The following is a 23,289-nucleotide window of genomic DNA, read 5'->3' as shown; positions in this document are numbered from 1 at the left end:
TTTGAAGAAATTTTACACTATCCTGTGTCTGCTCTTATCCTTACAAGCTGTAGCGCAGCAAGGCATTCCGGTCCCCGAATTCACTGCCTTTGAGGCGACCATGCAGCGCTTTATGCAGCGCTGGAACATTTTGGGGGCATCCGTGGCGTTCGGGACGCAGGGTCGGCTGGTGTACGCCCGCGCCTTCGGCTACGCCGATGTGGCCCGTACTGTGCCGCTACAGCCCTACCATTTGCTACGGGTAGCCAGCCTCTCGAAGCCCATTACGGCGCTGGCGGTGCTGAAGCTGGCGGAGCAGGGCCGTATTGATCTGGCGGGTAAAGCTTTCGGGCCGACGGGCTACTTGCGCAGCCCGTATTACGCCGGCGCCATCACCGACAAGCGCATCTACAACGTCACGGTGCAGCAACTGCTGGAGCACACCGCGGGCTGGGACCGGGAAATTGGCTGTGACGGCTACGCTGGCTGCGACCCAGTGAGCTTTCCGGTGCACGCGGCCCAAACCCAGGGAGCCCCTACCCCCGTGGCCGACTCAACGCTGGTGCGTTTTCTGCTCGCCAAAGGGTTGAACTACGCTCCCGGCACGCGCTTCGCGTACTCCAACATGGGCTACTTGGCCTTAGGAAAGATTGTAGAAAAAGTGACGGGGCAGCGCTACGAGGCGTGGGTCCGCACCAATCTGCTGGTGCCGGCCGGTGCTCTCGAAGCACATTTAGGCCACAACCTGCCCGCTGGCCGCTTGGAGCGGGAAGTGGAATACCAGAGCCGCTACCAGATGCCGGCCTGCAATGGGTCGGGGCAGCAGGTACCGGCGGCGTACGGCGGCTTCCAGGTGGAGGCCATGAGCGCCCACGGCGGCTGGGTGTGCTCGGCCCGTGACCTGGTGCGGCTGCAACTCGCGGCGGAAGGCAACACCACCCGCCCCGGCCTGCTGGCCCCGGCCACGCTGGCTACTATGGTAGCGCCCTCAAGAGTTGCCCCCGGATACGCCAAAGGCTGGCAGATAAACCAGGCTGGCAACCGCTGGCACAGTGGCTCGCTGGATGGTACGGCCACTTACCTGGTGCGTACGGCGGGTACCCACACCTGGGTGATCCTGCTCAACAGCTGCCCCGGTGCCGAGGGGTTTTGGCAGGAGCTGGACCAGTTGGGTTGGCGCGCCGTATCCAGCGCAGCGGCCTGGCCGACGCACAATCTGCTGGCCCCCGCCGAAAACGCCACGGCCCTCACTGCCACCGAAGACTCCCTGAGTGTGGTGCTACGCTGGACCCGCGGCACCGGTACCCGCCGCCTGGTGCTCATGCAAGCCGACGCCCCCGTGGATGCTTTTCCCATCGACAACACGCACTACCCTGCTGCCACTTTCGGCCGGGGAACGGTGCTGGGCCGGGGCACCTACGTAATAGCCAACGACGCCGACGATTCAATACGAATTGCCAAGCCGGCGCCGGGCCACGACTACCACATTCGGGTGGTGGAATACGCTGATAACGAGGCCACCGGCTACCGCCCCCTATACACCCTCGATGGCAACCCGACGCTGGTGCTGCGCAGCGCCACCGAACTGGCGTTGCAGCTCTACCCCAACCCCGCACGCGGGCAATTAACCGTGACGGGCGCGGTGCAGCCATTGCCGTATGAGGTGCTGGACAGCAAAGGACTACTGCTGCACAATGGCGTGCTGGCAACCAACCAACCGATTCCGGTTGCCGAGCTACTGCCCGGCACTTATTTCATTCGTTTTCAGGGGCCAGAAGGCTTGATTTCGCGGCGGTTTATAAAGGAGTAGCAGCGCCGGGCGGCTGTACGCAACCTGGTTTTGGGGCACCGCCACAGGCCTCGACCAACTTTCCGGCGGTGGCCTTGTTGCATCCTGGTTTAGCTTTGCAGCCGCCGCAGGGGCGTATTGCCCTTCTTCCTCCTTGCCGAAATCAGTGAAATCAACCCCGCTCGCCCCACCTACCAACTCCCTGGCCCAGCGCGACCACGCCGTGCTGTGGCACCCCTACACCCAGATGCAAACCGCGCCGCTGCCCATCCCCATTGTGCGCGGGGAAGGCAGCTGGCTGATTGCCGAAGATGGCACCCGTTACCTCGACGGTATTGCGTCGTGGTGGGTGAATCTGCACGGGCACGCTCACCCGCACATTGCGGCCCGCGTGAGCGAGCAGCTGCACACGCTGGAACACGTCATTTTCGCGGGCTTCACGCACCCTACGGCCGTGGAACTGGCCGAGCAGCTGCTGGAAATTTTGCCCCACAACCAAGCCCGCGTGTTCTACTCCGACAACGGCTCGACGGCCGTGGAAGTGGCCCTGAAGATGGTGATGCAGTATTTCCACAACCAGGGCCAGCCAGCGCGCCGCACCTTCCTCTGCTTCCGCGACTCCTACCACGGTGATACGTTCGGGGCCATGTCGGTGAGCGGGCGCGGGGCGTTTACGGCGCCATTCGGGCCGTATTTGTTTGACGTGGAGTTCATCGACGTGCCAGTGCCGGGCCGGGAGGCGGAGGTATTGGCGCAACTTGATGCCGTAGTGGCCCGCCCCGATGTGGCCGGTTTCATCTTCGAGCCGCTGCTGCTGGGCACGGCGGGCATGGTGACGTACTCGCCGGAAGTGCTGAGTGAGCTGATGCGCCGCTGCCACCGCCACGGCGTGCTGTGCATTGCCGATGAGGTGATGACTGGTTTCGGGCGTACCGGGCCGCTGTTTGCCAGTGAGCAACTCACCGAACAGCCCGACATAATGTGCTTCTCCAAGGGCCTGACCGGCGGCACGATGGCCATGGGCCTAACCACTTGCACCGCCGCCATCTACGAGGCGTTTCTGAGCGAAGACCGGCTGAAAACCCTGTTCCACGGCCATTCCTATACCGCCAACCCAATTGCCTGCGCCGCCGCTCTGGCTAGTATGGCGCTAACGCGAAGCACGGAATGCACCGAACAACGCGCCCGAATTACAGCTGCTCACGCCGCCTTCCGGCAGGAAATAGAAAACCAGCCGGGCATCCGGCAGGTGCGGCACCTGGGCACCATGCTGGCCGTGGAATACGACCCCGGCGAAAACACCAGCTACTTCAGCAACCTCCGCGACGCGCTGTACCAGCTGGCCCTCGACAACCGCGTAGTGCTCCGTCCGCTCGGCAACGTGGTGTACCTGCTGCCGCCCTATTGCACCACCAACGCAGAGCTAGCTTTGCTCTACAGCGTGCTGCGCCAGATGCGTGAGTTGGTGCTTTCCCTCACCGCTACGCCCTCCCATGTCTGATTTGCCTGACCTGATTGTAATTCGGGGCAGAGGCCGGGTGAGTGCCTTGGGTACCGATGCAGCGGCGTATGCCACCGTCAGCTCCGCGCCGTTTCAAACCCAGGCAGACGGCTCGCATAGCCTCCCGGTGGCCCGGTTGCCCGCTACTGCCGAAACCGCCGTAGCAACCCTGCAACGCAGCCACCCGGCCTACCGCCAGCTCGACCGCACGGTGTTGCTGGCGCTGCTGGCGGCCCGGCAGGCCACCGCCGACGCCGGCTGGAACCCGGAGGCTACTCCATCAACCAACCAGCACCCAATAACCACCAACCACCAACCAGCCCTAACCGTCAGCATAGGTTCTAGCCGTGGAGCGACGGGCCGACTGGAGCAGTTTCACGCCGATTTTCTAGCTGATGGCGCGGTAGCCGCCGCCGCTTCGCCCCTCACGACATTAGGTAACGTGGCTAGCTGGGTGGCGTTTGATGCGGGCAGCCACGGGGGCGCGGCGCTCAGCCATTCCAGCACGTGCAGCAGCGCTTTTCAGGCGCTCGGCAATGCGGTGGCGTGGCTCCGGGCCGGTATGGCCACCCGCTTTCTGGCTGGCGGCACCGAGGCCCCGCTCACCGATTTCACCCTGGCGCAGATGCACGCGCTGGGCATTTATTCCACTTTCCCCGCGGCCGACTGGCCTTGCCGACCCGGTGCCGGCCGCCCTTCTACGTTTGTGCTCGGCGAAGGCGCGGCGGTATTTGCGTTGGAGAAAGCTACGGCGGCTTCCCTGGCAAGTGAGCGGCACACAAACGAGCCCATATTCGTGCTGGAAGGTGTGGGGTTCGGCTTCGAAGCCATTGCCAGCAAAACCGGCCTCTCATCCGACGGGCAGCATTTTCAACAAGCTATCCGCCAGGCACTGCACCAAGCCAACCGTCGGCCCGCCGATGTTGATGCGGTGGTGCTGCACAGCCCCGGCACACCCGCCGGCGACGCCTCGGAGCGGGTGGCACTGCGGGCAGTTTTCGGGGACGAGCTGCCGCCGTTGCTGTCCAACAAGTGGCTGTTGGGCCACACGTTGGGCGCTTCGGCGGCGTTGAGTTTGGATTTTGCCCTGCACGTACTGGCCACGAAGCAATGGCCAACTGCACCATTTGCCACTGATCTGGCTCAGGCTGCCCCCCGTCCCATTCGGCGCATCCTGATAAATGCGGCCGGGTTTGGCGGCAACGCAGCCAGCGTGCTCGTAACGCAACTGTAGAGACGCGACCCGTCACGTCTGGGCGTTGAACGACTGATGTCTGCCCGCCAAGCGTCAGCGCAACACGAGCCGTTCAACACCGAGACGCGACGGGTCGCGTCTCTACGGTTGTTCTGGATGCAGCACCATTGAAATTATGGCAAAAACAGGGGAAACACTTTATTAAAAGTGCTAGAAATTCTCATTGGCTTTACATTGCAGTGCAGCCGCAACGTTTGCTTGCCTTCATGAGTCTCTGCCCTTAGCTTCTCTTAATTCATTCGCTGAATGCTCCGTTCTACTCTGTTCTTGCTGGCCCTGGGTTTCGCCGGCTCCTCTTTTGCCCAAACCAAACCGACTACCACCCCCGACCCCAGCATCACGAAGATGGTGGAAGAACTATCGGAGAAAAACCTGCGCGACGACGTAGACAAGCTCGTGAGCTTCGGCACGCGCCATACCCTATCGGATACCAAGAGCAAGAAGCGCGGTATTGGGGCGTCCCGCAACTGGGTGGAAGACGAATTCCGCAAATACAGCAAAGCCAGCGGCGGGCGGCTGAAAGTGGAGCAGGACACCTTTACCATCAAGCCCGACGGCCGCCGCATCAACCGGCCGGTGCTCATGGCCAACGTCATGGCCACCCTGCCCGGCACCGACCCCACCGACAAGCGCATCTTCCTCGTGAGCGGGCACATCGACTCGCGGGTGTCGGATGTGATGAACGCCACCGCCGACGCGCCGGGCGCCAACGACGACGGCTCGGGCACGGTAGCGGTGATGGAGCTGGCGCGGGTGATGAGCAAGCAGCAGTTTCCGGCTACCATCATTTTCGTGGCGGTGCAGGGCGAAGAGCAGGGCCTCTACGGCTCGACGCACCTCGCCAAGCGGGCCAAGGCCGAGAACTGGAATCTGGTGGCCATGCTCAACAACGACATCATGGGCAACTCCACCGGCCACGACCCGGAAATCAAGAATACCACCCAGCTGCGCGTGTTCAGTGAGGGCGTGCCCGCCACCGAAACGCCCGAGGAAGCCCGGGTACGCCGCACCCTGAGCAGTGAAAACGACTCGCCGAGCCGGCAGCTGGCCCGCTACGCCCGCATGGTAACCAAAAACCACGTAGCCGGCCACGAGGTAGTGCTGGAGTACCGCCCCGACCGGTTCCTGCGCGGCGGCGACCATACGCCGTTCAACCAGCAGGGGTTTGCGGCGGTGCGCTTCTCGGAGATGAACGAGGATTTCCGCCACCAGCACCAGGATTTGCGCACCGAAAACGGCGAGGAATACGGCGACTACGCCAAGTTCATGGACTTCGCCTACCTGCGCAAAAACACCGGTGTGAACCTGGCCACGCTGGCCAACCTGGCCCTGGCCCCCGCCGCCCCCGAAAACGTGGGCGTGCTCACCGCCAAGCTCACCAACCGCACTGAGCTACAATGGGAAGCCCCCAAAGCCGGCAAAAAACCAGCCGGCTACTACGTGCTGATGCGCGAAACCAGCGCCCCGGAGTGGCAGCAGAAGTTCTTCGTAACCGACACCAAAGCCGACCTACCGCACAGCAAAGACAACTTCATTTTCGGAGTAGTTTCGGTGGATGCCGAGGGCCACGAGAGTTTGCCCGCACTGCCCAAACCGGTGCGGTAGTGCTTAAAAGTCAGCCATACATCTGCTAACAATTTCAGCTTATGAGCGACTATAGCATTTCTCTTGTACCTCGTCAATCAACTTATCTCAACCCTGAGGCTAAGACGACAGAGATTTTGAAGTGGTTAGTTGCAATAGATGTAGTCAAGCCCACGATTTCGGATTGTATTCTTGGTTCGGAGGGTGGATACGCGGTTTCAGAAGGCGCTAAGTTGATAGTTGCAAACCCAACCCGTTTGCCTTTCAACTTAAGAAACAACGGCTTAGAGATATCTACTAATCGTAGTGTTTTTGATGCTAGAGGTAATGGATTGGATGAGCTTATATGCCCTCTGTGCGTCAAGGATATTAGTGGTTTTGCTTATGAATTTCTCGCACCATGGGCTACGGGCAAAACTGATAGCATCACTTGTCCACAATGTGGAATAGGAAGTGACATTCATTCGTTTGAATTCATACCTACTTGGGGCTTTAGCAATTTAGGATTCACCTTCTGGAGCTGGCCGCAATTCACAGACGCATTCCTAACTGACTTTGAATACCGATTAGGTTGTCAAGTAGACGTTGTTTGTCAGCATTTATAGATCTGAAGTGCAACTCCAGTTGTCCCGTACCCAAACCGTGGACCTGCGCGTCGAAGACCTGTTAGGCCGTCCGGTACACTACAGTACAGTTACCCTTTCAGCTGGCTCGCACTCCGTTCCATTACCCGTTTCGGAGGTAGCGGCGGGTACCTACCCTGTCCGAGCCACGGTGGATGGCCAACGGCTGCTTAGCCGCTGGGTGAGGCCTTAGCCAGCAGGCAGCAGTTGATGAAAAAGTTGCTCGTTGGCCGCAGAAAGCAGCTTTTTTTCATTTACAGGAACATTAGCCCTGCAAACTAAGAGACATTGCTGGGCCTTGCGAAGCTCGTCAGTTATTGGGTATACGAGTTTTCAGACCACCATCGAAAACCTTTGCGTGCAGGAGAGTGCGGGATGGGGAAAGATGATTTTGCTGAAATCTTTCAGCAGAATTCCACTAAATCCCACAATTCTATGCGGAAAATTTATCATTTGTCCCGGCATCTGCCGGCTGCGGCGCTGCTGTTGGTAGCCCCGGCTGCGGTGGGTCAGGTCATAACCGGCAAAATCACTGCCGATGATTCGAAAGCGCCTCTGCCTGGTGTAACTATAGTACTCAAAGGCAGCACCACGGGCACTGCATCCGGCCCCGACGGCAGCTACTCCATCAATGTTCCGAACCGCCAGGGCACACTGATTTTCTCGTTTATCGGGTACGCCACTCAAGAGGTACCTATTGATGGCCGGTCGGAACTGTCCATCGTGCTGGGCCAAGACACCAAAGCCCTGGGCGAAGTAGTGGTAGTGGGCTACGGCTCCCAGAAAAAGAGCGACGTAACCGGCGCCTTATCGTCGGTATCGGAAGAGCAGATCCAGCAGGTAACCACCCAAAACCTCACGCAGGCCCTGCAAGGCCGGGCGGCGGGTGTAGACGTGGCCGGCGGCAACTTCCGCCCCGGCGAAACGCCTGCTATCCGCATCCGGGGCAACCGCTCCATTCGGGCGTCCAACGAACCGCTGTACGTGGTAGACGGCATTCCGCTGGCGCAGGGCACCGGCCTCAACGACTTCAACCCCCAGGATATTCAGTCGGTGGAAGTGCTGAAGGATGCCTCGGCTACTGCAATTTACGGCTCACGCGGGGCCAACGGCGTGGTAATTGTGACCACCAAGCGCGGGCAGGAAGGCAAATTCTCGCTCAACTACAACAACTACTTCAGCATTGACAAAGCCTCGCGCACGCTAGACCTGTTCAACGGCGGCGAGTTCCTGGAGTTGCAGCGCGAAGCCAACCGCAACACCAACGCCTACCCCACCCTCTACGCCGATCCGGCGCGGGACTTCACCTTGTTTGGCGCGGCGGACCTCAACGCCTGGGAAGGCATTGCCGACGGCTACGAGTGGATTGACCGCGCCAACCGCGTAGTAGCCACCCGCCCCACCACCGAAGAGGAACGGGCCCGCTACGGCGCCAACGTCACGCAGATTCCGATTTACGACCCCAGCAAGGTGCGCACCACCGACTGGCAGAAGCTGGCGTTGCGCACGGCCCTCACCCAAAACCACCAAATCAGCGCCAGCGGCGGCACCGACAAGCTGCGGGCTTCGATGTCGGTGGGCTACCTCAACCAGGAAGGCATCCAGCCCGGCCAGGATTTCACGCGCTACAACGCCCGCGTGACCCTCGACTACAAAGTCAACAACATTGTCACGCTGGGGGCTTCCACCAACGCCAGCTTAGCCATTCAGAACTATGGCCCCGATGTGTACGGCCGCGCCATCGGGCAGATTCCGTACGCCACGCCCTACGCGCCCGACGGCTCGTTTATCGTGAGTCCGGCCTTCATATCAACGATTTACAACCCACTGCGCGAAGTCGACAACGCCTTCAACGAGCGGCGCGTCACCCGCTTCTTCGGTAGCTTCTACGGCGAGGTGAAGCTGCCTATTGAGGGGCTGCGCTACCGCCTCAACGTGGGGCCCGACTTCCGCAACAACCGGACGGGTATCTTCCAGTCGGCGCGGGCTATTGCGCGGGATGCCGGCGGGCCGAACTCCACCTCGTTTGCCTCCTACGACCAGGGCCAGAACTTCACCTACGTAGTGGAAAACCTGCTGTTCTACGACAAGCAAATCACCGAAAAGCACAGCCTGGGCATTACGGCCCTGCAAAGCGTGCAGGCCGACCGTAGTGAAAGCTCTTTTGTGAGTGCCGTGAACCTGCCCTACGACAGCCAGAAGTGGTACAACATCAGCTCCACGTATCAGGCGGCTGCCAACGGCTTCAGCTCCGGCTTCTCGAAGCGCACGTTGCAGTCGTGGATGGGCCGCATCAACTACAGCTTCATGGACCGCTACGTACTGACGGCCACCGGCCGCGCCGACGGTGCTTCCGTGCTGGCCCCGGGCAACAAGTGGAGCTTCTTTCCCTCGGTAGCCGTGGCCTGGAAAATCCAGCAGGAAAACTTCCTACAGAACATAACGGCCATCAACGAGCTGAAACTGCGTGGCGGCTACGGCACGGTGGGCCAGGCGTCGGTGGACCCCTACACTACGGGCGGTACCCTGCAACGCTCTTCTTATGCCTTCAATGAGGTGCCGGCCTACGGCTACTCGCCCACGCCGGGTACGCTGCCCAATACGCTCGGCGGTATTCCAAACCCCGACTTGCAGTGGGAGAAAACCTCAACCATCAACCTGGGGCTGGATTTCGGCTTGTTTAAGAATCGGGTGAGTGGTTCGGTGGAAGTGTACCGCGCCAATACCTCGGACCTGCTGCTGCCGCGCGGCTTGCCCACGGTAGGTGGGGTGGTGAGCATTCTGCAAAACATTGGTGCAACCCGCAACAGCGGCGTGGAAACCAGCCTGACCACGGTGAACGTGGAGTCGGCGGGCGGCTTCCGCTGGAGCACCGATTTCGTGTACACCCGCAACAAAGAAGAGTTTGTGAAGCTGGCTTCCGGCGCGCAGGACGACATCGGCAACCGCTGGTTTATCGGGCAGCCGCTGGGCGTGTACTACAGCTACCAGCGAGCCGGCATCTGGCAGTTGGGCGAGGAAGACGCGGCCCGCGTGTACGGCCGGGTGCCCGGCGACATCAAGATAGTGGACCAGAACGGCGACAACGTTATCAATGCCAACGACTTCGTGGTGCTGGGCTCCAACCGGCCAAAATGGACGGGTAGTGTGAACAACACCTTCAACTACAAAGGCTTCGAGCTGAGCTTCTTGGTGTATGCCCGCGTCGGGCAGAAGGTGGCTACCGGCTACACCACCAGCTTGGGCGGGGTATTCCAGAGCCAGAAAGGCAGCTACTGGACCCCCACTAACCCCACCAACGACTTCCCACGGCCCATTTATCGGAATGAAACCCCGGTTGGCAATGAGAGCTATGCGTTTGTGAACGGTAGTTTTGCCCGGGTGCGCAATATCTCGCTCACGTACACCGTGCCGCAGGCCATTAGCTCGAAGGTGAAGATGAGCAACCTGAGCGTGTATGCCAACGCCGTGAATCCCTTCCTGTTCACCAACTACAAAGGCCTCGACCCCGAAGCTACCGACGTGGGCACCAACTCCGCCGAGCGGGCTCAGGCCCGCAACCTGGGCACCAAAAGCCTGGTGTTTGGCTTGCGCGTTGGATTCTGATTCAGGACTATTTCTACTTGCTTAACGACATGAAAATCACCCGTACTATACGCCTTGCCTCCCTTACCGTCCTGCTGGGCCTGGGGTTGGGCTCCTGCAAAGACTTCCTGGAAGAAGAACTGGTTTCTACGCTCACCAACGACTATTTCAGCACCGAGCAGGGCCTCGAAGATTTGGTGAAAGCCAGCTACGAGCAAACCCGCTACAAATTCGCCAACGAGCATTCCTACGCCATGTTCAACTTCGGCGTGGATGAGATGACCAGCGCCGACCAAATCAACAGTGAGTGGTGGAACCGCTACGACAACCGCCTCAACTCCTCGGATTTGTTTGTGGGTGAAGTCTGGACCGCCAACTACGACGGCATCAACCGCTGCAACATCGGTATTGCCCGCATTCCCGGCATTCAGGGCACCACCACGCTGCGCACCGACGCCCAGAAAACCCAGCGCCTGGCCGAGCTGCGCTTCCTGCGCGCCTATTACTACTTCCAGCTGGTGCAGCAGTACGGCGCTATTCCGCTGTTGCTGCAACCCACCGAGGGCGTGCAGCTGGAGTTCACCCGCGAATCAGTACCGAACGTGTACAGTGCCATCATCAAGGACCTGCGGTTTGCCTCCGACAACCTGGCTCCTACCAACACGGATTTCGGCCGGGCCACCAAGAACGCGGCCATGCACTACCTGGCTAAAGTGTACCTGACCCGCGGCAGCGCCGTAACCGACGTGCGCGGCCAGAAGCCGACCGACATGGACAGCGCAGCCTATTACGCCGACCAGGTGATTACCTCGGGCCGCAACCCGCTGGCGACCAACTACTCGGACTTGTTCGACATTGCCAACTCGCCCACTACGCCGTTTTCCTCTACCTTCCTGCCAACCTACGCCAGCAGCGTAGCGGCGCAAACCAACCGTGAAATCCTGTTTTCGTCGCAATTCGTGAACGTGCCGGCGCTGTCGGGTCGCTTCGGCAACCGGGTGCACTCGTACTTCACGCTGCAATACGACAACGAGCCGGGCATGATTCGGGACCTGCTCAACGACCGGCCTTTCCGCCGGGTGATGCCCACCAACTATGCCATGGACATCTTCGACCGGCGCAACGATTCGCGCTTCTATAAGATGATGAAAACGGCCTGGATTGCCAATAACACCAGCGCCGCCGGCTACCCCCGCTGGACGGCCGCCGATGCCCCCACTCCGGCGCAGGTGGGCCAGCCGAAGTTCGCCCTCGGCGACACGGCATTCTACGTTATTGTGAACACGCGCAACAACCCGATTCCGCAAGCTCAGATTGACCGTTCGCGCTACAAGATTTTTGCCCGCTTCGTGCGCAACGCGGCCGGCAACGTGGTAGCCGGCGCCTACGACCCATCGGGCACGCTGACGTTGCGCAACAAGTTTCCGCAGCTTATCAAGTACACCGACCCGTACCGCCCCAGTGCCGCCGACGAAGCCGGCACCAAGGATGGTATTCTGGCCCGCTCCGCTGAAACGTATCTGATTGGGGCCGAAGCCTACGGCCGCAAAGGCAACTACACCAAGGCCCTGGAATACATCAATGCCCTACGGCAGCGCGCAGCTTACAAAGCCGGTGAAGTGAAGCCCTCGGTGAACTGGCGCATTGAAGGCGGCACCCGCGGCGACGTCACCAGCACCTACCCCGCCCTGATGGCTACGCTGACCAACTTCACCACCAACGACGCGCGGGAACTGTACCCCGCCGCCGTTACCACTACGGAGCAGCGCTTCATTCACTTCATCCTGAATGAGCGCACCCGCGAGCTGCTGGGCGAGCTGCACCGTTGGGAAGACCTGACGCGCACCGAAACCCTGTTGCTGCGTGCTCCCTTGTTCAACGCCGATGCCGCCCCAATAGCCAACGCCCCCAAGTTCAAGCTGCGCCCGATTCCGCAAAGCCACCTGGAGCGTATCTTCCGCAACGGCCGCCCGCTCACCAACGAGGAGCGCATTGCCGAGCAGAACCCTGGCTACTAAACCAGATTCAGAAGCAGAAATCAGCCCCAGCTAAAAGCAAAAGGGAGCAGGCCAGAGCGGCTTGCTCCCTTTTCTGTTTTTCGTAGTGTTATAACCGCTGTAGAGACGCCACACTTGGCGTCTCGGCATCCGCGCCATTTGAGCGACACCAGATAAACAACATCAGCAGCGCCGAGATGCCAAGTGTGGCGTCTCTACAGCGTGTTGCCGGGTGCCCTACCCTACCAAAACGGTAGGCTACCCTAGCCGAAATGGCAGGGCAACAACGGACGCCATATAGCTTCGCCGGGAATGTTTATGCTTTAATCACTCCCATAAAGCCACTTTCAAGAGTTGTAAGCGGGTTTTAGCGTAGTGGGGGCGGTTGGCCGGTAAAGCTCAACCTGGGCCGGCATCGGGTTTGTGGCAGAGGACACCAGAGCCGGTTCATTGACGCTGGCTTTTCACCCTCATTCACTTACTGCCATGTCATTCCTCACTATTGTTCTGCTAGTCGTTGTTTTTCTGCTGCTTGGGCTGCGCATTGCGCAGGAGTACGAGCGGGCCATTGTGTTTCGGCTGGGCCGGTTTACGGGCACCCGCGGGCCGGGGCTGTACTGGATTATCCCCTTCATTGAGCGGCGCGTCACGATTGATATGCGCACCAAAACCGTGGACCTGGAGCAGCAGGAAACCATTACCAAGGACAGCGTAACCATCAAAGTAAACGCCGTACTATGGTTCCGGGTACTCGACCCGGCCGCTGCTATTATCAAAGTGGCCAACTACAACCAAGCCGTGTACCAACTGGCCGTAACGGCGCTGCGCAACATCATCGGGCAGCACCAGCTGGATGAGGTGCTGCGGGGCCGTCAGCAAATCAACGCGTCGTTGCTGCAACTCGTGGATGCCGCCACCGAACCCTGGGGCGTGAAGATTGAGCTGGTAGAAATCAAGGACGTGGAAATTCCCGAGTCGATGCAGCGGGCCATGGCGCGCGAAGCCGAAGCGGTGCGCGAAAAACGAGCCCGCATCATCAAAGCCGAAGCCGAGCTGGAAGCCAGCATCAAGCTCACGCAGGGTGCCCAGCAGATGGAAAACAGCCCCATGGCACTGGAGCTGCGCCGGATGCAGATGATTTCGGAAATCGGCATCGACAACAGCACCACCACCGTCGTCCTGATTCCGTCGGAGTTCAGCCACGCCGCCAAGGGCCTGGCTACCATGGCTGGTGCTATGCCATCGGGGGCCGGTGCAGTAAGTAATACCCCTCATCAATAAGCCAGCTGGCAGAGCGCTGCTACCCTTTAGGGGGATTGAAGATTTTCGGGAAGGATGCAGGCGAAACGAGAATTATGTTTTTACTTGCAGCCGCAGAGCTACCTATGCGTGGCTTGCTCCTTGTCTGATGCTCTTCACTTCACCTGTTTTCAATGCGCAACTGCTGCCAGCTTCTGGCAAGGCCAGCGCGTGCGTGATGGGGAAGAAATGCAAGAAACGGATTCCGGCCTGACCGTCGTAGCTGTTCTCTGCACCTTTGTTTGCTGAACTCTCCGCGCCGGTCCGAATAGGGCCGGCGCTTTTTTTTGTTTCTCTGATTGGTTTTTACCGGTATGAAAGTTCTGAAGTTTGGCGGCACGTCCGTCGGGTCGGCGCAGCGGATGCGCGAGGTGGCCGAATTGATTCACGCGCCGGAGCAGCGGCAGCTCGTGGTGCTGTCGGCTATGAGCGGCACCACCAATACGCTGGTGGCCATTGCGCAATTGCTCTACAGCGGCGACCTGGCCGCCGCCACTGCGCGCATTGAAATCATGCGCCAGGATTACCACATGGTAGCCCGCGAGCTGCTGCCCGATGAGGCCGTGGCCGCCGCTGCCCTCAAGCACCTGGACACTATTTTCCGGGCTCTGTTCGACCTCACCCGCCAGCCCCTGTCGGCTGCCGGCGAGCGGGTGATTCTGGCCCAGGGTGAGCTGCTGAGCACCTACCTGTTTCATCAGTATGTAACCGGCATTCTGGGCCGCGAAGCGGTGCTGCTGCCCGCCCTGGACTTCATGCGCCTCGACCAAGACGACGAGCCCGACGCCGCTTACATTCAGGAGCACTTAGTGGCTACGCTGGCACTGCACACCCACCAGCAGCTGTTCGTTACGCAGGGCTACATCTGCCGCAACACGCAGGGCCACATCGACAACCTCAAGCGCGGCGGCTCCGACTACTCAGCCTCGTTGATTGGCGCGGCCGTTAGGGCCGAGGAAATCCAGATTTGGACCGACATTGATGGGCTGCACAACAACGACCCGCGCATTGTGTCCAACACGTATCCGCTGCGCGAACTGTCGTTTGACGAGGCGGCCGAGCTGGCCTATTTCGGGGCGAAAATTCTGCACCCCAGCTCGGTGCTGCCGGCCCGGCTGCACGGCATTCCGGTGCGGCTGCTTAATACCATGCAGCCCGAGGCACCCGGCACTCTCATTTCCAGCAAAACCGGTGAGGAGGCTATTAAGGCCGTAGCTGCCAAGGACGGCATTACGGCCATCAACGTGAAGTCGAGCCGGATGCTGCTGGCGCACGGTTTTTTGCGCAGCCTGTTCGAGATATTCGAGCGGTACCGCACCTCCATCGACATGATTACCACCTCGGAAGTGGCCGTGTCGCTTACCATCGACGACGCCACCCGCCTACCCCAGATTCTGGAGGAGCTGCGTCGCTTTGGCAGCGTGGAAGTGGATACCCAGCAAACCATCATTTGCCTGGTAGGCAACTTAGGGCAAGTGAACCACGGCGCGGCGCACCGGGCCTTCGAGGCACTTCAGAACATTCCGTTGCGCATGATTTCCTACGGCGGCTCCCCCAACAACATCAGCATTCTGGTGAATTCCGCCGATAAAGTGCAAGCTTTGCAGGCGCTGAATGCGGGGCTGTTTCACCGGCCAAACTCAGTTCCTAACTCCCTCGCGAAAAAAGAGGGCGAACTAGCCTTCTAGCTTTCCGGCGCGTATTTTCTGTTGTACTCCTGACCGAACCAGCCACTAGCTTGCTCTTTTGCATCGCGCAGTACGCGCCTGACAAAGACCAGAAAGTGAGGTTCTTCGCATACCATGCCTTTTCAGCTTTCCTCCGCGCTGCACACGCAGCCGACCCCCTTTTACCACTACGACCTCGCCCTGCTCGACCGCACGCTTACGGCGTTGCAGCAGGCCGCCAAGCCCCGCAATTTTCAGGTGCACTACGCCTTGAAAGCCAACGTCAACCTGCCCATTCTGGAACGCATCAAAAACCAGGGCCTGGGGGCCGACTGCGTGAGCGGCGGCGAAGTGCAGCGCGCCCTGGAAGCCGGTTTTGCGCCGGGCCACATTGTATTTGCGGGCGTGGGCAAGTCGGATGCGGAAATCAACCTGGCGCTGGCGGCCGACATCTGGTGCTTCAACGCCGAATCGACGGCGGAACTGGCGGTGCTGGATGCCCTGGCCGGGGCGCAGGGCCGCACGGCACGGGTGGCCTTGCGCGTGAACCCCAACGTGGATGCCTACACGCACCCGCACATCACCACGGGGCTGGCGGCCAACAAGTTCGGCATCAGCCTCACCGATTTACCAGCCGTGGTGGCCTACCTCGGCTCCCTCCCGAACCTGGAGCTGGTGGGCTTGCACGCGCACATCGGTTCCCAGATTACCAACCTGTCGGTGTTTGCCAAGCTCAGTGAGCGGCTCAACGAGCTGCAAACCGCCCTCACCGACCAGGGCCACCACCTCCCCCACCTCAACGTGGGCGGTGGCCTGGGTGTCAGCTACGAGCACCCCGACGAGCAGGCTATTCCGGATTTTGAGGGCTATTTCTCGATGTTTGAGAAGCATTTGGTGCGGCGGCCGGGCCAGCAGGTACACGTAGAGCTGGGCCGCGCCATAGTGGCCCAGGCCGGCACGCTCATCAGCCGGGTGCTCTACGTCAAGCAAAGCCAGCAAACCCAGTTCGCTATTCTTGATGCGGGCATGACCGAGCTGATGCGCCCGGCCCTCTACGGCAGCTACCACCACATCCAGAACCTAACCAGCACCGGCCCCGAGCAGCTCTACGACGTGGTAGGCCCCATCTGCGAATCGTCGGACACGTTCCGCAAAGGCGTGCAGCTCCCCCAAACCCAGCGCGGCGACCTGGTGGCCATTCGCTCGGTGGGTGCGTATGGCGAGGTGATGTCGTCGGGGTACAACCTGCGCGAGAAGGCCGCGGCAGTATACGTCGGCCAGTAAGCGCCTGACTGCTGGCTTTAGTTGTGCTGCCTTGCCCTATAAGCTGTTGCAGTTGCCTCACCTGTATTTCCGGACGACGTGAGGACGTAGAGCAAAGGGCCTTCACCATCTATATCAACATAAAGCCGCTGGCTGAAACACTCCGTTTCGACCAGCGGCTTTTTGGTATTTGTTTGCTTCCTTACTCATTACTGTCAAAACCGCCCTACAACTTAGGCGGCAGCCTCCTTGTGGGCCAACGCATGAAGCAGTGCAAAAACTTCTGTTTTCCAATGAGTTACCGGTTTTCACCCGAGCTACTGTTTCATTCTTACCACATGAATATGTGATAGATATAAAAAATCATATATTTAAGTTTGCTTCACCATAAGACCTTGCACTTACACAGCAAATTCTATTGATTTTCCGGGTTGACACGAATTCATTAACAGCATATCGGGAAGCCGAAAACGGTGAACAGAGTAGGCGCTATCAGTAAACCTTGGTGACATGCTACCCCCCAATCCGGCCATCGGCCAGTTGCAACTCGCGGAACTCACCCGCAAAATGACGGAGCTGAATATCAGCCCCACGGTGGAGCTGCGAGAACTGGCTGAATCCATTGCCAAAATCAATCCGGCCGCTTTGATACCGTTGGCCAGGCTGCCTATTGATGTGCGGGAAGGCCTGCGCAAGGTCACTCCCGAAGTGAAACGGTTTCATGGGGCAAAGCTGAATCTGAACTGGTTTCCTGGCCAGCTACGGCTTTCACCCTGCGCCGACAAATTCGGCTATCTTACCCCGGCGGCCGTCCGCACGGCCAGCAAGCTCGATTTCAACGCGGCCAACCAAACGCTGCTCAACAAGCTGGGCGACCTGATGGGCGACCCTGGCCGCGACATCGGGGCGGACTCGGTGCTGCCGGCCGGCTTCACGTATTTCGGGCAGTTCGTGGATCATGACATTACCCTCGATGTCTCGTCCACGATTGAGGCCGCTACCGAGGCCACTACCATTCATAACATGCGCAGCCCGGCGCTGGAGCTTGATAACCTGTACGGCCAAGGCCCGGCGCTGGCGCCGTTTATGTACGTATTTCCGACGGTGGGGCCACTCACCGCCATTAAGTTCAAGCTGGGGACCAACAACACCACTGCGGGTGTTAGCAAAGGTGGCCCCGCCTTGGCGCTGAATGGTTCCGACATGAAAATTCAGTCCACTTTCGATGTACCACGCGTGGCGGGCACCAACACGGCTATCATCGGCGACCCGCGCAACGATGAAAACCTGATTGTGGCGCAGTTTCATATGGCCATGCTTAAGTTTCATAATGCCGTAGTGGACACACTGGTAGCCGCGGGCTTCTCCGGCGACATTTTCGCGGAAGCCAAGCGCATGGTAACGCACCACTACCAGTGGGCCGTGGTGAATGACTACCTGAAACGGATTTGCGGAGCGGCGGCTGTTACCACTGCCTTGGCAGCGGTGGTGGCCCCTGTTGGCAGCGCGTTTAGCATGCCCGTGGAGTTTTCGGTGGCGGCGTACCGGTTTGGGCACAGCATAATTCGCAACAACTACTGGGTGAACCATGTCTTTATTGGAGCGTCGCTGGCCCAGGTATTCCAGTTTATCCGGCCCCCGCAGCTACCGGTACAGCCCAGTTGGGTGGTGAATTTCAACGCTTTCTTTGAAACCGGGATTCCGGTGCCCGTCTTCAACAAGGCCCGCAAAATCGACAGTGTACTGTCGAGCGGGCTGGAAAGCATCCCCGGCGGCAGCGGTATTGCAGCCCGGCTGGCAACCATGAACCTGCGCCGGGGCCTGGCTTTTGGTTTGCCGAGCGGACAGGCCACGGCCACGGCGCTGGGAGTAGCGCCCCTCACCAGCGCCCAGCTCACCAGCGGCCTGCCCGCCAACGAAGTCAGTGTGCTCAATGAAAGCGGCGGCCTGCTGCTCAACAAAACCCCGCTCTGGTACTATGTGCTGCGGGAAGCGGCGGTGCTGGGCGGCGGCAACGCGCTAGGGCCGTTGGGGGCTAAGATTGTGGCCGAAACGTTTGTACGGATGCTGAAACGCGACGCCAACTCCTACCTCAACAAAGCGGGTGGCTTCACGCCCGTACTTCCGGCCAAGGTAGCAGGTACCTTTACCGTTGCCGATCTGGTGGTATTTGCTGGCGTAACCAAACCGTAAGCACGTTCAGCCGCTTCCTTGCTCCTACCTGTGCATTTGCGGCAAGCTGGAAGAGCCTCCTTTCGGATGATAGTGGCAGGGTGCCGGCCAAGCAGGCATTTTAGTGGATTACCAGCCGTTTACGCAACTCAATGGCGGCGCGGCGGTTAAAGAGAATCCACCTCTTACCTGTCCGCTATGAAAATCCTGCTCACTGGTGCTAATGGGTATATCGGCCAGCGCCTGCTGCCACTGCTGGTAGAAGCCGGCCACGAAGTTGTGTGCCTGGTGCGCGACCCGCGCCGCTTCGAGTTGCCGGAGCGCCTGCGCAGCCGCGTAACCATAGCCGAGGGCGACCTGCTGAAGCCCGATTCCCTGCGCGAGTTGCCTACCGACATCGAAGCCGCCTATTACCTGGTGCACTCCATGAGCGGCAGCAACAAGAACTTCTACCACTCCGAGCAGCAGTCGGCGCGGCATTTTGCGCATTACCTCGATACCACCACAGCCCGGCAGGTCATCTACCTGTCGGGCATTGCCAACGACCACGACCTGAGCACGCACTTACGCTCCCGGCTGGGCGTAGAGCAGGAGCTAAGCAAGTGCAAAGCGGCTTTCACGGTGCTGCGGGCCAGCATTATCATTGGCTCGGGGTCGGCGTCGTTCGAGATTATCCGGGACCTGGTGGAAAAGCTGCCGGTGATGGTAACGCCGCGCTGGCTGAACTCGCGCTGCCAGCCCATCGGCATCCGCGACGTCATGCACTACCTAACGAACGTGCTGGGCAACGAGGCCTGTTTCAATAAGTCGTTCGACATTGGCGGGCCCGACGTGCTGACGTACCGCGAGATGCTGCTGGGGCTGGCCGAAGTGCGCGGGCTGCGGCGCTACATTATCACGGTGCCGGTGCTTACGCCGCGGCTGTCGTCGTGGTGGCTGTTTCTGGTTACGCGCACCACGTTTTCACTGGCCCAAAGCCTGGTGGAAAGCTTGCGCAACGACACCGTGGCAACACCGGAGCGCAGCATTGCGCCGGTAGTGCCGCACACGTGCATGAGCTACCGCGCCGCCGTAGAGCTGGCGTTTCAGCGCATCGAGCAGAACGAGGTGGTGAGCAGCTGGAGCGACGCGCTCAGCAGCGGCGTGATGCCCCGCAACTACATGGACCACATTCAGATACCGCAGCACGGCCTGCTCACCGACCGCCAGACCCTGCGCTTTACCCGCCCCCCGCAGGAGGTATTGCAAAACGTATGGAGCATTGGCGGCGAGCGGGGCTGGTACAAAGTGGATTGGCTGTGGCGCGTGCGCGGCCTGCTCGATAAAGTGGTGGGCGGCGTGGGCTTGCGCCGGGGCCGCCGTTCCCCCACCAGCCTGCGCGCCGGCGACCCGCTCGACTTCTGGCGCGTGCTGGTCGCCGACCGTAAAAGCGGCCGCCTGCTGCTCTACGCCGAAATGAAGCTACCCGGCGAAGCCTGGCTGCAATTCCGCATTCTGCCCAACGACGACGGCTCGCATACCTTGGAACAGTTGGCGGCTTTCCGTCCGCGCGGCCTGGCGGGCCGGCTGTATTGGTACTCGCTGGTGCCGTTTCACTTCGTTATCTTCAAGGGCATGATTGAAAATATTGTGCAGTACGGCGAAGCGGTACCGGTAACCCAGCCGCTGGCAGTGCCGGCAAGCTAAAGCCTTTCAAGCCCAAGACCACCTCGTTCGTTACCACTGGCTTCACTGAGTGGTAGAATGTAGCTGTGGCATCGAATGATAGTTTTTCTTGTCTAAAGAATAAAAAAACACAGTTATTCAGTGGATTCAAAAGTCCTTATATACAATACTTATCTTGTTGTTAATCTGAATTTTACAAGGATACACGATTCTGATTTGATGTCCGAATAGTAAGGATTCTCGCCTCGTTTGCAGAATCGAATTGCGTTAGTTCAACTCACAATCCAGTGCAGCAGCATTCTCGGCAGTGCCAACCGCTACATTGGGGCTTTTGCCCGTGTTGAACTAGTTTATTCTCATATCCACCCAACAGCTATTCAATTACTTCTACACTACTATTATGGTGTTTCCTTATTCGGCCGCCTTTCGAAATCTACACTTCGGAAGGCGGCCTTTTAGCTTTTGCTGCTCCTAGCTTCTTCCCCCGCTTTGCGGTTCTCTCCCATTCTGTTGCCTACTGCTATGCCCCTATTTGCTACCCTGCTATTGCCTTCTCCCGAAGGGCATCACTACTATACTACTTGCTACGTGGCAGCTTTTGCCGTGCAGCTGGCACTGTTGCTATGGGCAGGTTATAGGCGCGGCTATCCGCTCCAGACGTGGCTGGTACTGATAGCTGCCAGCACCTTGGCTTTTATTGTAGGCACCAAGCTGCTGGCCCTGCCTGCCAACGCCTGGCCGGCCTTGCTGCAACACGGCACCTGGCCTGATACTACGGCCCGCTCAGTGCTGGGAGGCGGCCTGGGGTTTGGCGTGGTAGTGCTGCTGTTGCGCCGGTGGCTGGGCTTCGGCTGGCACGTGGCCGATGCCTTTGCCATGCCATTCTGCGCCGGCCTGGTGGTGCAATGCGTGGGCTGCCTACTAACGGGGTGCTGCTTCGGGGAAGTTACCGATAGCGCCTGGGGAATCACCTACGCAGCGGGGTCTATTCCTTACATTTTTCAGCAGCAACAAGGGTTGCTGGAAATGGGAGCAACTCACTCCCTGGCTCTGCACCCCACTCAGCTTTACACGCTAGTGCTGTGCGCCGGCACTGGTTTGGTGCTGTGGCTGACGCGCCACCGCCGCTGGCCGGCGGGCAGCTGGGCTTTGCTGCAAGCTGGTTTGCTGGTGCTCGGGCGGCTGGTTATCGAGTTCTGGCGCGAGCCGGCTGGTGAGCCGGTTGGCGCAACGTTTATTACGCTGGGTGGCATCCGGATGATGCAGCTGCAATGGCTGTTGTTGCCATACACCATCTTTCTGCTGGGCGTATGGGGCCTGTTTGTGTATCACGCGCGTACCGTAAATTCTACCCCGGAGGTGCCCCCCCGCAACCAGCCGGTGCGCAACCTATTAGTTGTGGTAGTGCTGCTGGTTGGTACGCTGCTGCTGCCCGCGGGGGCACTCACGCAGCCGGAGCTTGTGGTAGTGAAGGTGGTATTATTGGTGGTGGTGCTTTTGGCTACCACCACGGTGCTACAAGGGGCTATGGCCACACGCCGGGCAGGCCTGCCGCTGGCCGCCGCGGCGGTAGTGCTGCTGTTCACCAATCAAGTACCCGCCGATTCCACTCGAGCTTATTTTTCCTTCACTCCTGGGTTCATAAGCGGCGCTTACGACCAAGATATCAATGGGGGTGGTGGCGGGGGCAGTTGCTCCAGCCCGGCCTACCGGGTGGGTTATTACCATAAGTATCAAGCAGTCGGCGGCGACTTTGCATACACGCGCCCTAGTGTGCGCACCACTGGCCGCGTTAGTTATGGGGTAGGCCTCTGGGGCGGCAACGAGTACATAAGCGCGCAACCCTTGACTCCGGGCGGCCCTTTTCTTACGGCCAACCCCAAAGATGGCCGGCGCTTCTCGTTGCTGGATATTAACCCCTACATTCAGCGAGACAGAATCCGAGCTAGCGGATTTGGCTACGGTATTCGACTAGGCGTGCATATTGGCACATTAGCTCACCTCGGCGACCCTGACGCAAGCGGCAGCGACGGATTGCAAACGCTAGCCGCAGTACCTGAAGCCACTATTTGGTTGGGTGTACGTCGTACTCTGTTCGTGCAGGGCGATTATGCGGTTGGGCCACTTGGGGTGGGCAATCCTACTGGCCGCATAGCTCTTGGCTCCGGTTTGGGCTCTACATGGAGCCGCCAATTATTAGCCGGCGTAGCATTAGCCGAGCATGATCCTACTAAGGGAATGGCCTTTCTGAGTGCCAGCGTACCATTGGGCAACACAGGCTTGTGGGCAGAGCCATATGGCGCTACTAACTTTGGGCGTCACCATCAAGTAGCAATGCGCCTGCAATACCGGTTGAGCAAGAAACACTAGGCACTTAATTCAGCCGCCGCCACAGCCACAACAACCCGCTCAGCAACAAACTCACGAGTAGCATCTAGACGATGGGCGCGTAGAGCCGGAAGCCGGGACGCTCGATGCGGATGTCGCCGGGCAAGCGGCCGAGCCAGCCGAGCCAGGAACCACCGCCAAGCCAGACGAACGCGCCGAAAACCGCTACAGCAAGGCCTATCAGAACAAGTAATTTACCGAGCTGGGGCGGCATAGCTACGAGAATTACGCCTCTACTACTTCACTACCAGCAGCGCACCGATGACCACCACTACCGAGAAGACGCCAAGGGCCAGCCATTCTTCACGCTTGCTGAAATCCTGTGGGTAAGAACGGCGGATGCGGGCCTGCCCGCCAATGGCAACAAAAAGCCCTACCACGAAAAGCGGAAACATCACCTGCATGGATACATGCCCCCGCGTAAACAAATACAGGACGAATAACACAGGCAAACCCATGCAATAGGCAGCAAGGCGCGGCAGGAAGGTGGATTGGTTCATACGTCAGTATACTTCGCAGGCA

15 protein-coding genes are annotated in these 23,289 nt (G+C 59.6%); 13 read left to right on the top strand and 2 right to left on the bottom strand.

Going from position 1 to position 23,289, the window contains the following annotated elements; genetic code table 11:
• Nucleotide 1: 1 nt before the first annotated feature.
• The 13 genes from J0X19_RS00180 (at nt 2) to J0X19_RS00120 (ending at nt 22,749) form a co-directional block, all read left to right on the top strand.
• Nucleotides 2-1,789, top strand: a complete 1,788-nt coding sequence (locus J0X19_RS00180) for a serine hydrolase (RefSeq protein WP_206979864.1) — start codon at nt 2-4, stop codon at nt 1,787-1,789.
• Nucleotides 1,790-1,934: 145 nt separating this feature from the next.
• Nucleotides 1,935-3,269, top strand: a complete 1,335-nt coding sequence (bioA, locus tag J0X19_RS00175; protein WP_206979863.1) for an adenosylmethionine--8-amino-7-oxononanoate transaminase — start codon at nt 1,935-1,937, stop codon at nt 3,267-3,269.
• Nucleotides 3,262-4,503 (top strand): beta-ketoacyl synthase N-terminal-like domain-containing protein, encoded by a 1,242-nt coding sequence (locus J0X19_RS00170; RefSeq protein ID WP_206979862.1) that lies wholly within the window; start codon nt 3,262-3,264, stop codon nt 4,501-4,503. Before bioA ends, J0X19_RS00170 begins: the two co-directional genes overlap by 8 nt.
• A gap of 267 nt (nt 4,504-4,770) precedes the next feature.
• Nucleotides 4,771-6,129 carry a M20/M25/M40 family metallo-hydrolase gene (locus tag J0X19_RS00165; RefSeq protein ID WP_206979861.1) on the top strand — a complete coding sequence of 453 codons (1,359 nt, stop codon included), beginning with the start codon at nt 4,771-4,773 and terminating at the stop codon, nt 6,127-6,129.
• A gap of 41 nt (nt 6,130-6,170) precedes the next feature.
• A complete protein-coding gene (locus tag J0X19_RS00160; protein ID WP_206979860.1) occupies nt 6,171-6,713 on the top strand; it encodes a hypothetical protein in 543 nt (180 codons plus the stop codon).
• Nucleotides 6,714-7,166: 453 nt separating this feature from the next.
• Entirely contained in the window at nt 7,167-10,337 is a 3,171-nt protein-coding gene (locus J0X19_RS00155; RefSeq protein WP_206979859.1) for a SusC/RagA family TonB-linked outer membrane protein, read from the top strand.
• Between the two features lie 29 nt (nt 10,338-10,366).
• Nucleotides 10,367-12,334: a RagB/SusD family nutrient uptake outer membrane protein gene (locus J0X19_RS00150; protein WP_206979858.1), complete on the top strand. Its 1,968-nt coding sequence runs from the start codon at nt 10,367-10,369 to the stop codon at nt 12,332-12,334.
• Between the two features lie 465 nt (nt 12,335-12,799).
• A complete protein-coding gene (locus J0X19_RS00145; RefSeq protein ID WP_206979857.1) occupies nt 12,800-13,594 on the top strand; it encodes a slipin family protein in 795 nt (264 codons plus the stop codon).
• Between the two features lie 332 nt (nt 13,595-13,926).
• A complete protein-coding gene (locus tag J0X19_RS00140; protein ID WP_206979856.1) occupies nt 13,927-15,300 on the top strand; it encodes an aspartate kinase in 1,374 nt (457 codons plus the stop codon).
• A 114-nt stretch (nt 15,301-15,414) separates the two neighbouring features.
• The gene (gene lysA, locus J0X19_RS00135; RefSeq protein ID WP_206979855.1) at nt 15,415-16,563 is read left to right on the top strand and encodes a diaminopimelate decarboxylase; all 1,149 of its coding nucleotides are present in this window, start codon (nt 15,415-15,417) and stop codon (nt 16,561-16,563) included.
• 489 nt (nt 16,564-17,052) lie between these two features.
• Nucleotides 17,053-18,735 carry a peroxidase family protein gene (locus J0X19_RS00130; RefSeq protein ID WP_206979854.1) on the top strand — a complete coding sequence of 561 codons (1,683 nt, stop codon included), beginning with the start codon at nt 17,053-17,055 and terminating at the stop codon, nt 18,733-18,735.
• A 177-nt stretch (nt 18,736-18,912) separates the two neighbouring features.
• Nucleotides 18,913-20,400 carry an SDR family oxidoreductase gene (locus J0X19_RS00125; RefSeq protein ID WP_206979853.1) on the top strand — a complete coding sequence of 496 codons (1,488 nt, stop codon included), beginning with the start codon at nt 18,913-18,915 and terminating at the stop codon, nt 20,398-20,400.
• Between the two features lie 501 nt (nt 20,401-20,901).
• Nucleotides 20,902-22,749 (top strand): prolipoprotein diacylglyceryl transferase family protein, encoded by a 1,848-nt coding sequence (locus J0X19_RS00120; RefSeq protein WP_206979852.1) that lies wholly within the window; start codon nt 20,902-20,904, stop codon nt 22,747-22,749.
• A gap of 64 nt (nt 22,750-22,813) precedes the next feature.
• Here J0X19_RS00120 and J0X19_RS00115 read toward each other — a convergent pair whose 3' ends face one another.
• Nucleotides 22,814-22,981 carry a DUF2905 domain-containing protein gene (locus J0X19_RS00115; protein WP_206979851.1) on the bottom strand — a complete coding sequence of 56 codons (168 nt, stop codon included), beginning with the start codon at nt 22,979-22,981 and terminating at the stop codon, nt 22,814-22,816.
• 22 nt (nt 22,982-23,003) lie between these two features.
• Nucleotides 23,004-23,267 (bottom strand): hypothetical protein, encoded by a 264-nt coding sequence (locus tag J0X19_RS00110; protein ID WP_206979850.1) that lies wholly within the window; start codon nt 23,265-23,267, stop codon nt 23,004-23,006.
• Between the last annotated feature and the right edge of the window lie 22 nt (nt 23,268-23,289).

Origin of the sequence: Hymenobacter telluris, assembly GCF_017313265.1 — a bacterium.
In the GTDB taxonomy this organism is placed as follows: Bacteria; Bacteroidota; Bacteroidia; order Cytophagales; family Hymenobacteraceae; genus Hymenobacter; species Hymenobacter telluris.
The sequence above is the reverse complement of the archived record's forward strand: the minus strand, read 5'-3'. Positions and strand labels throughout refer to the sequence as shown.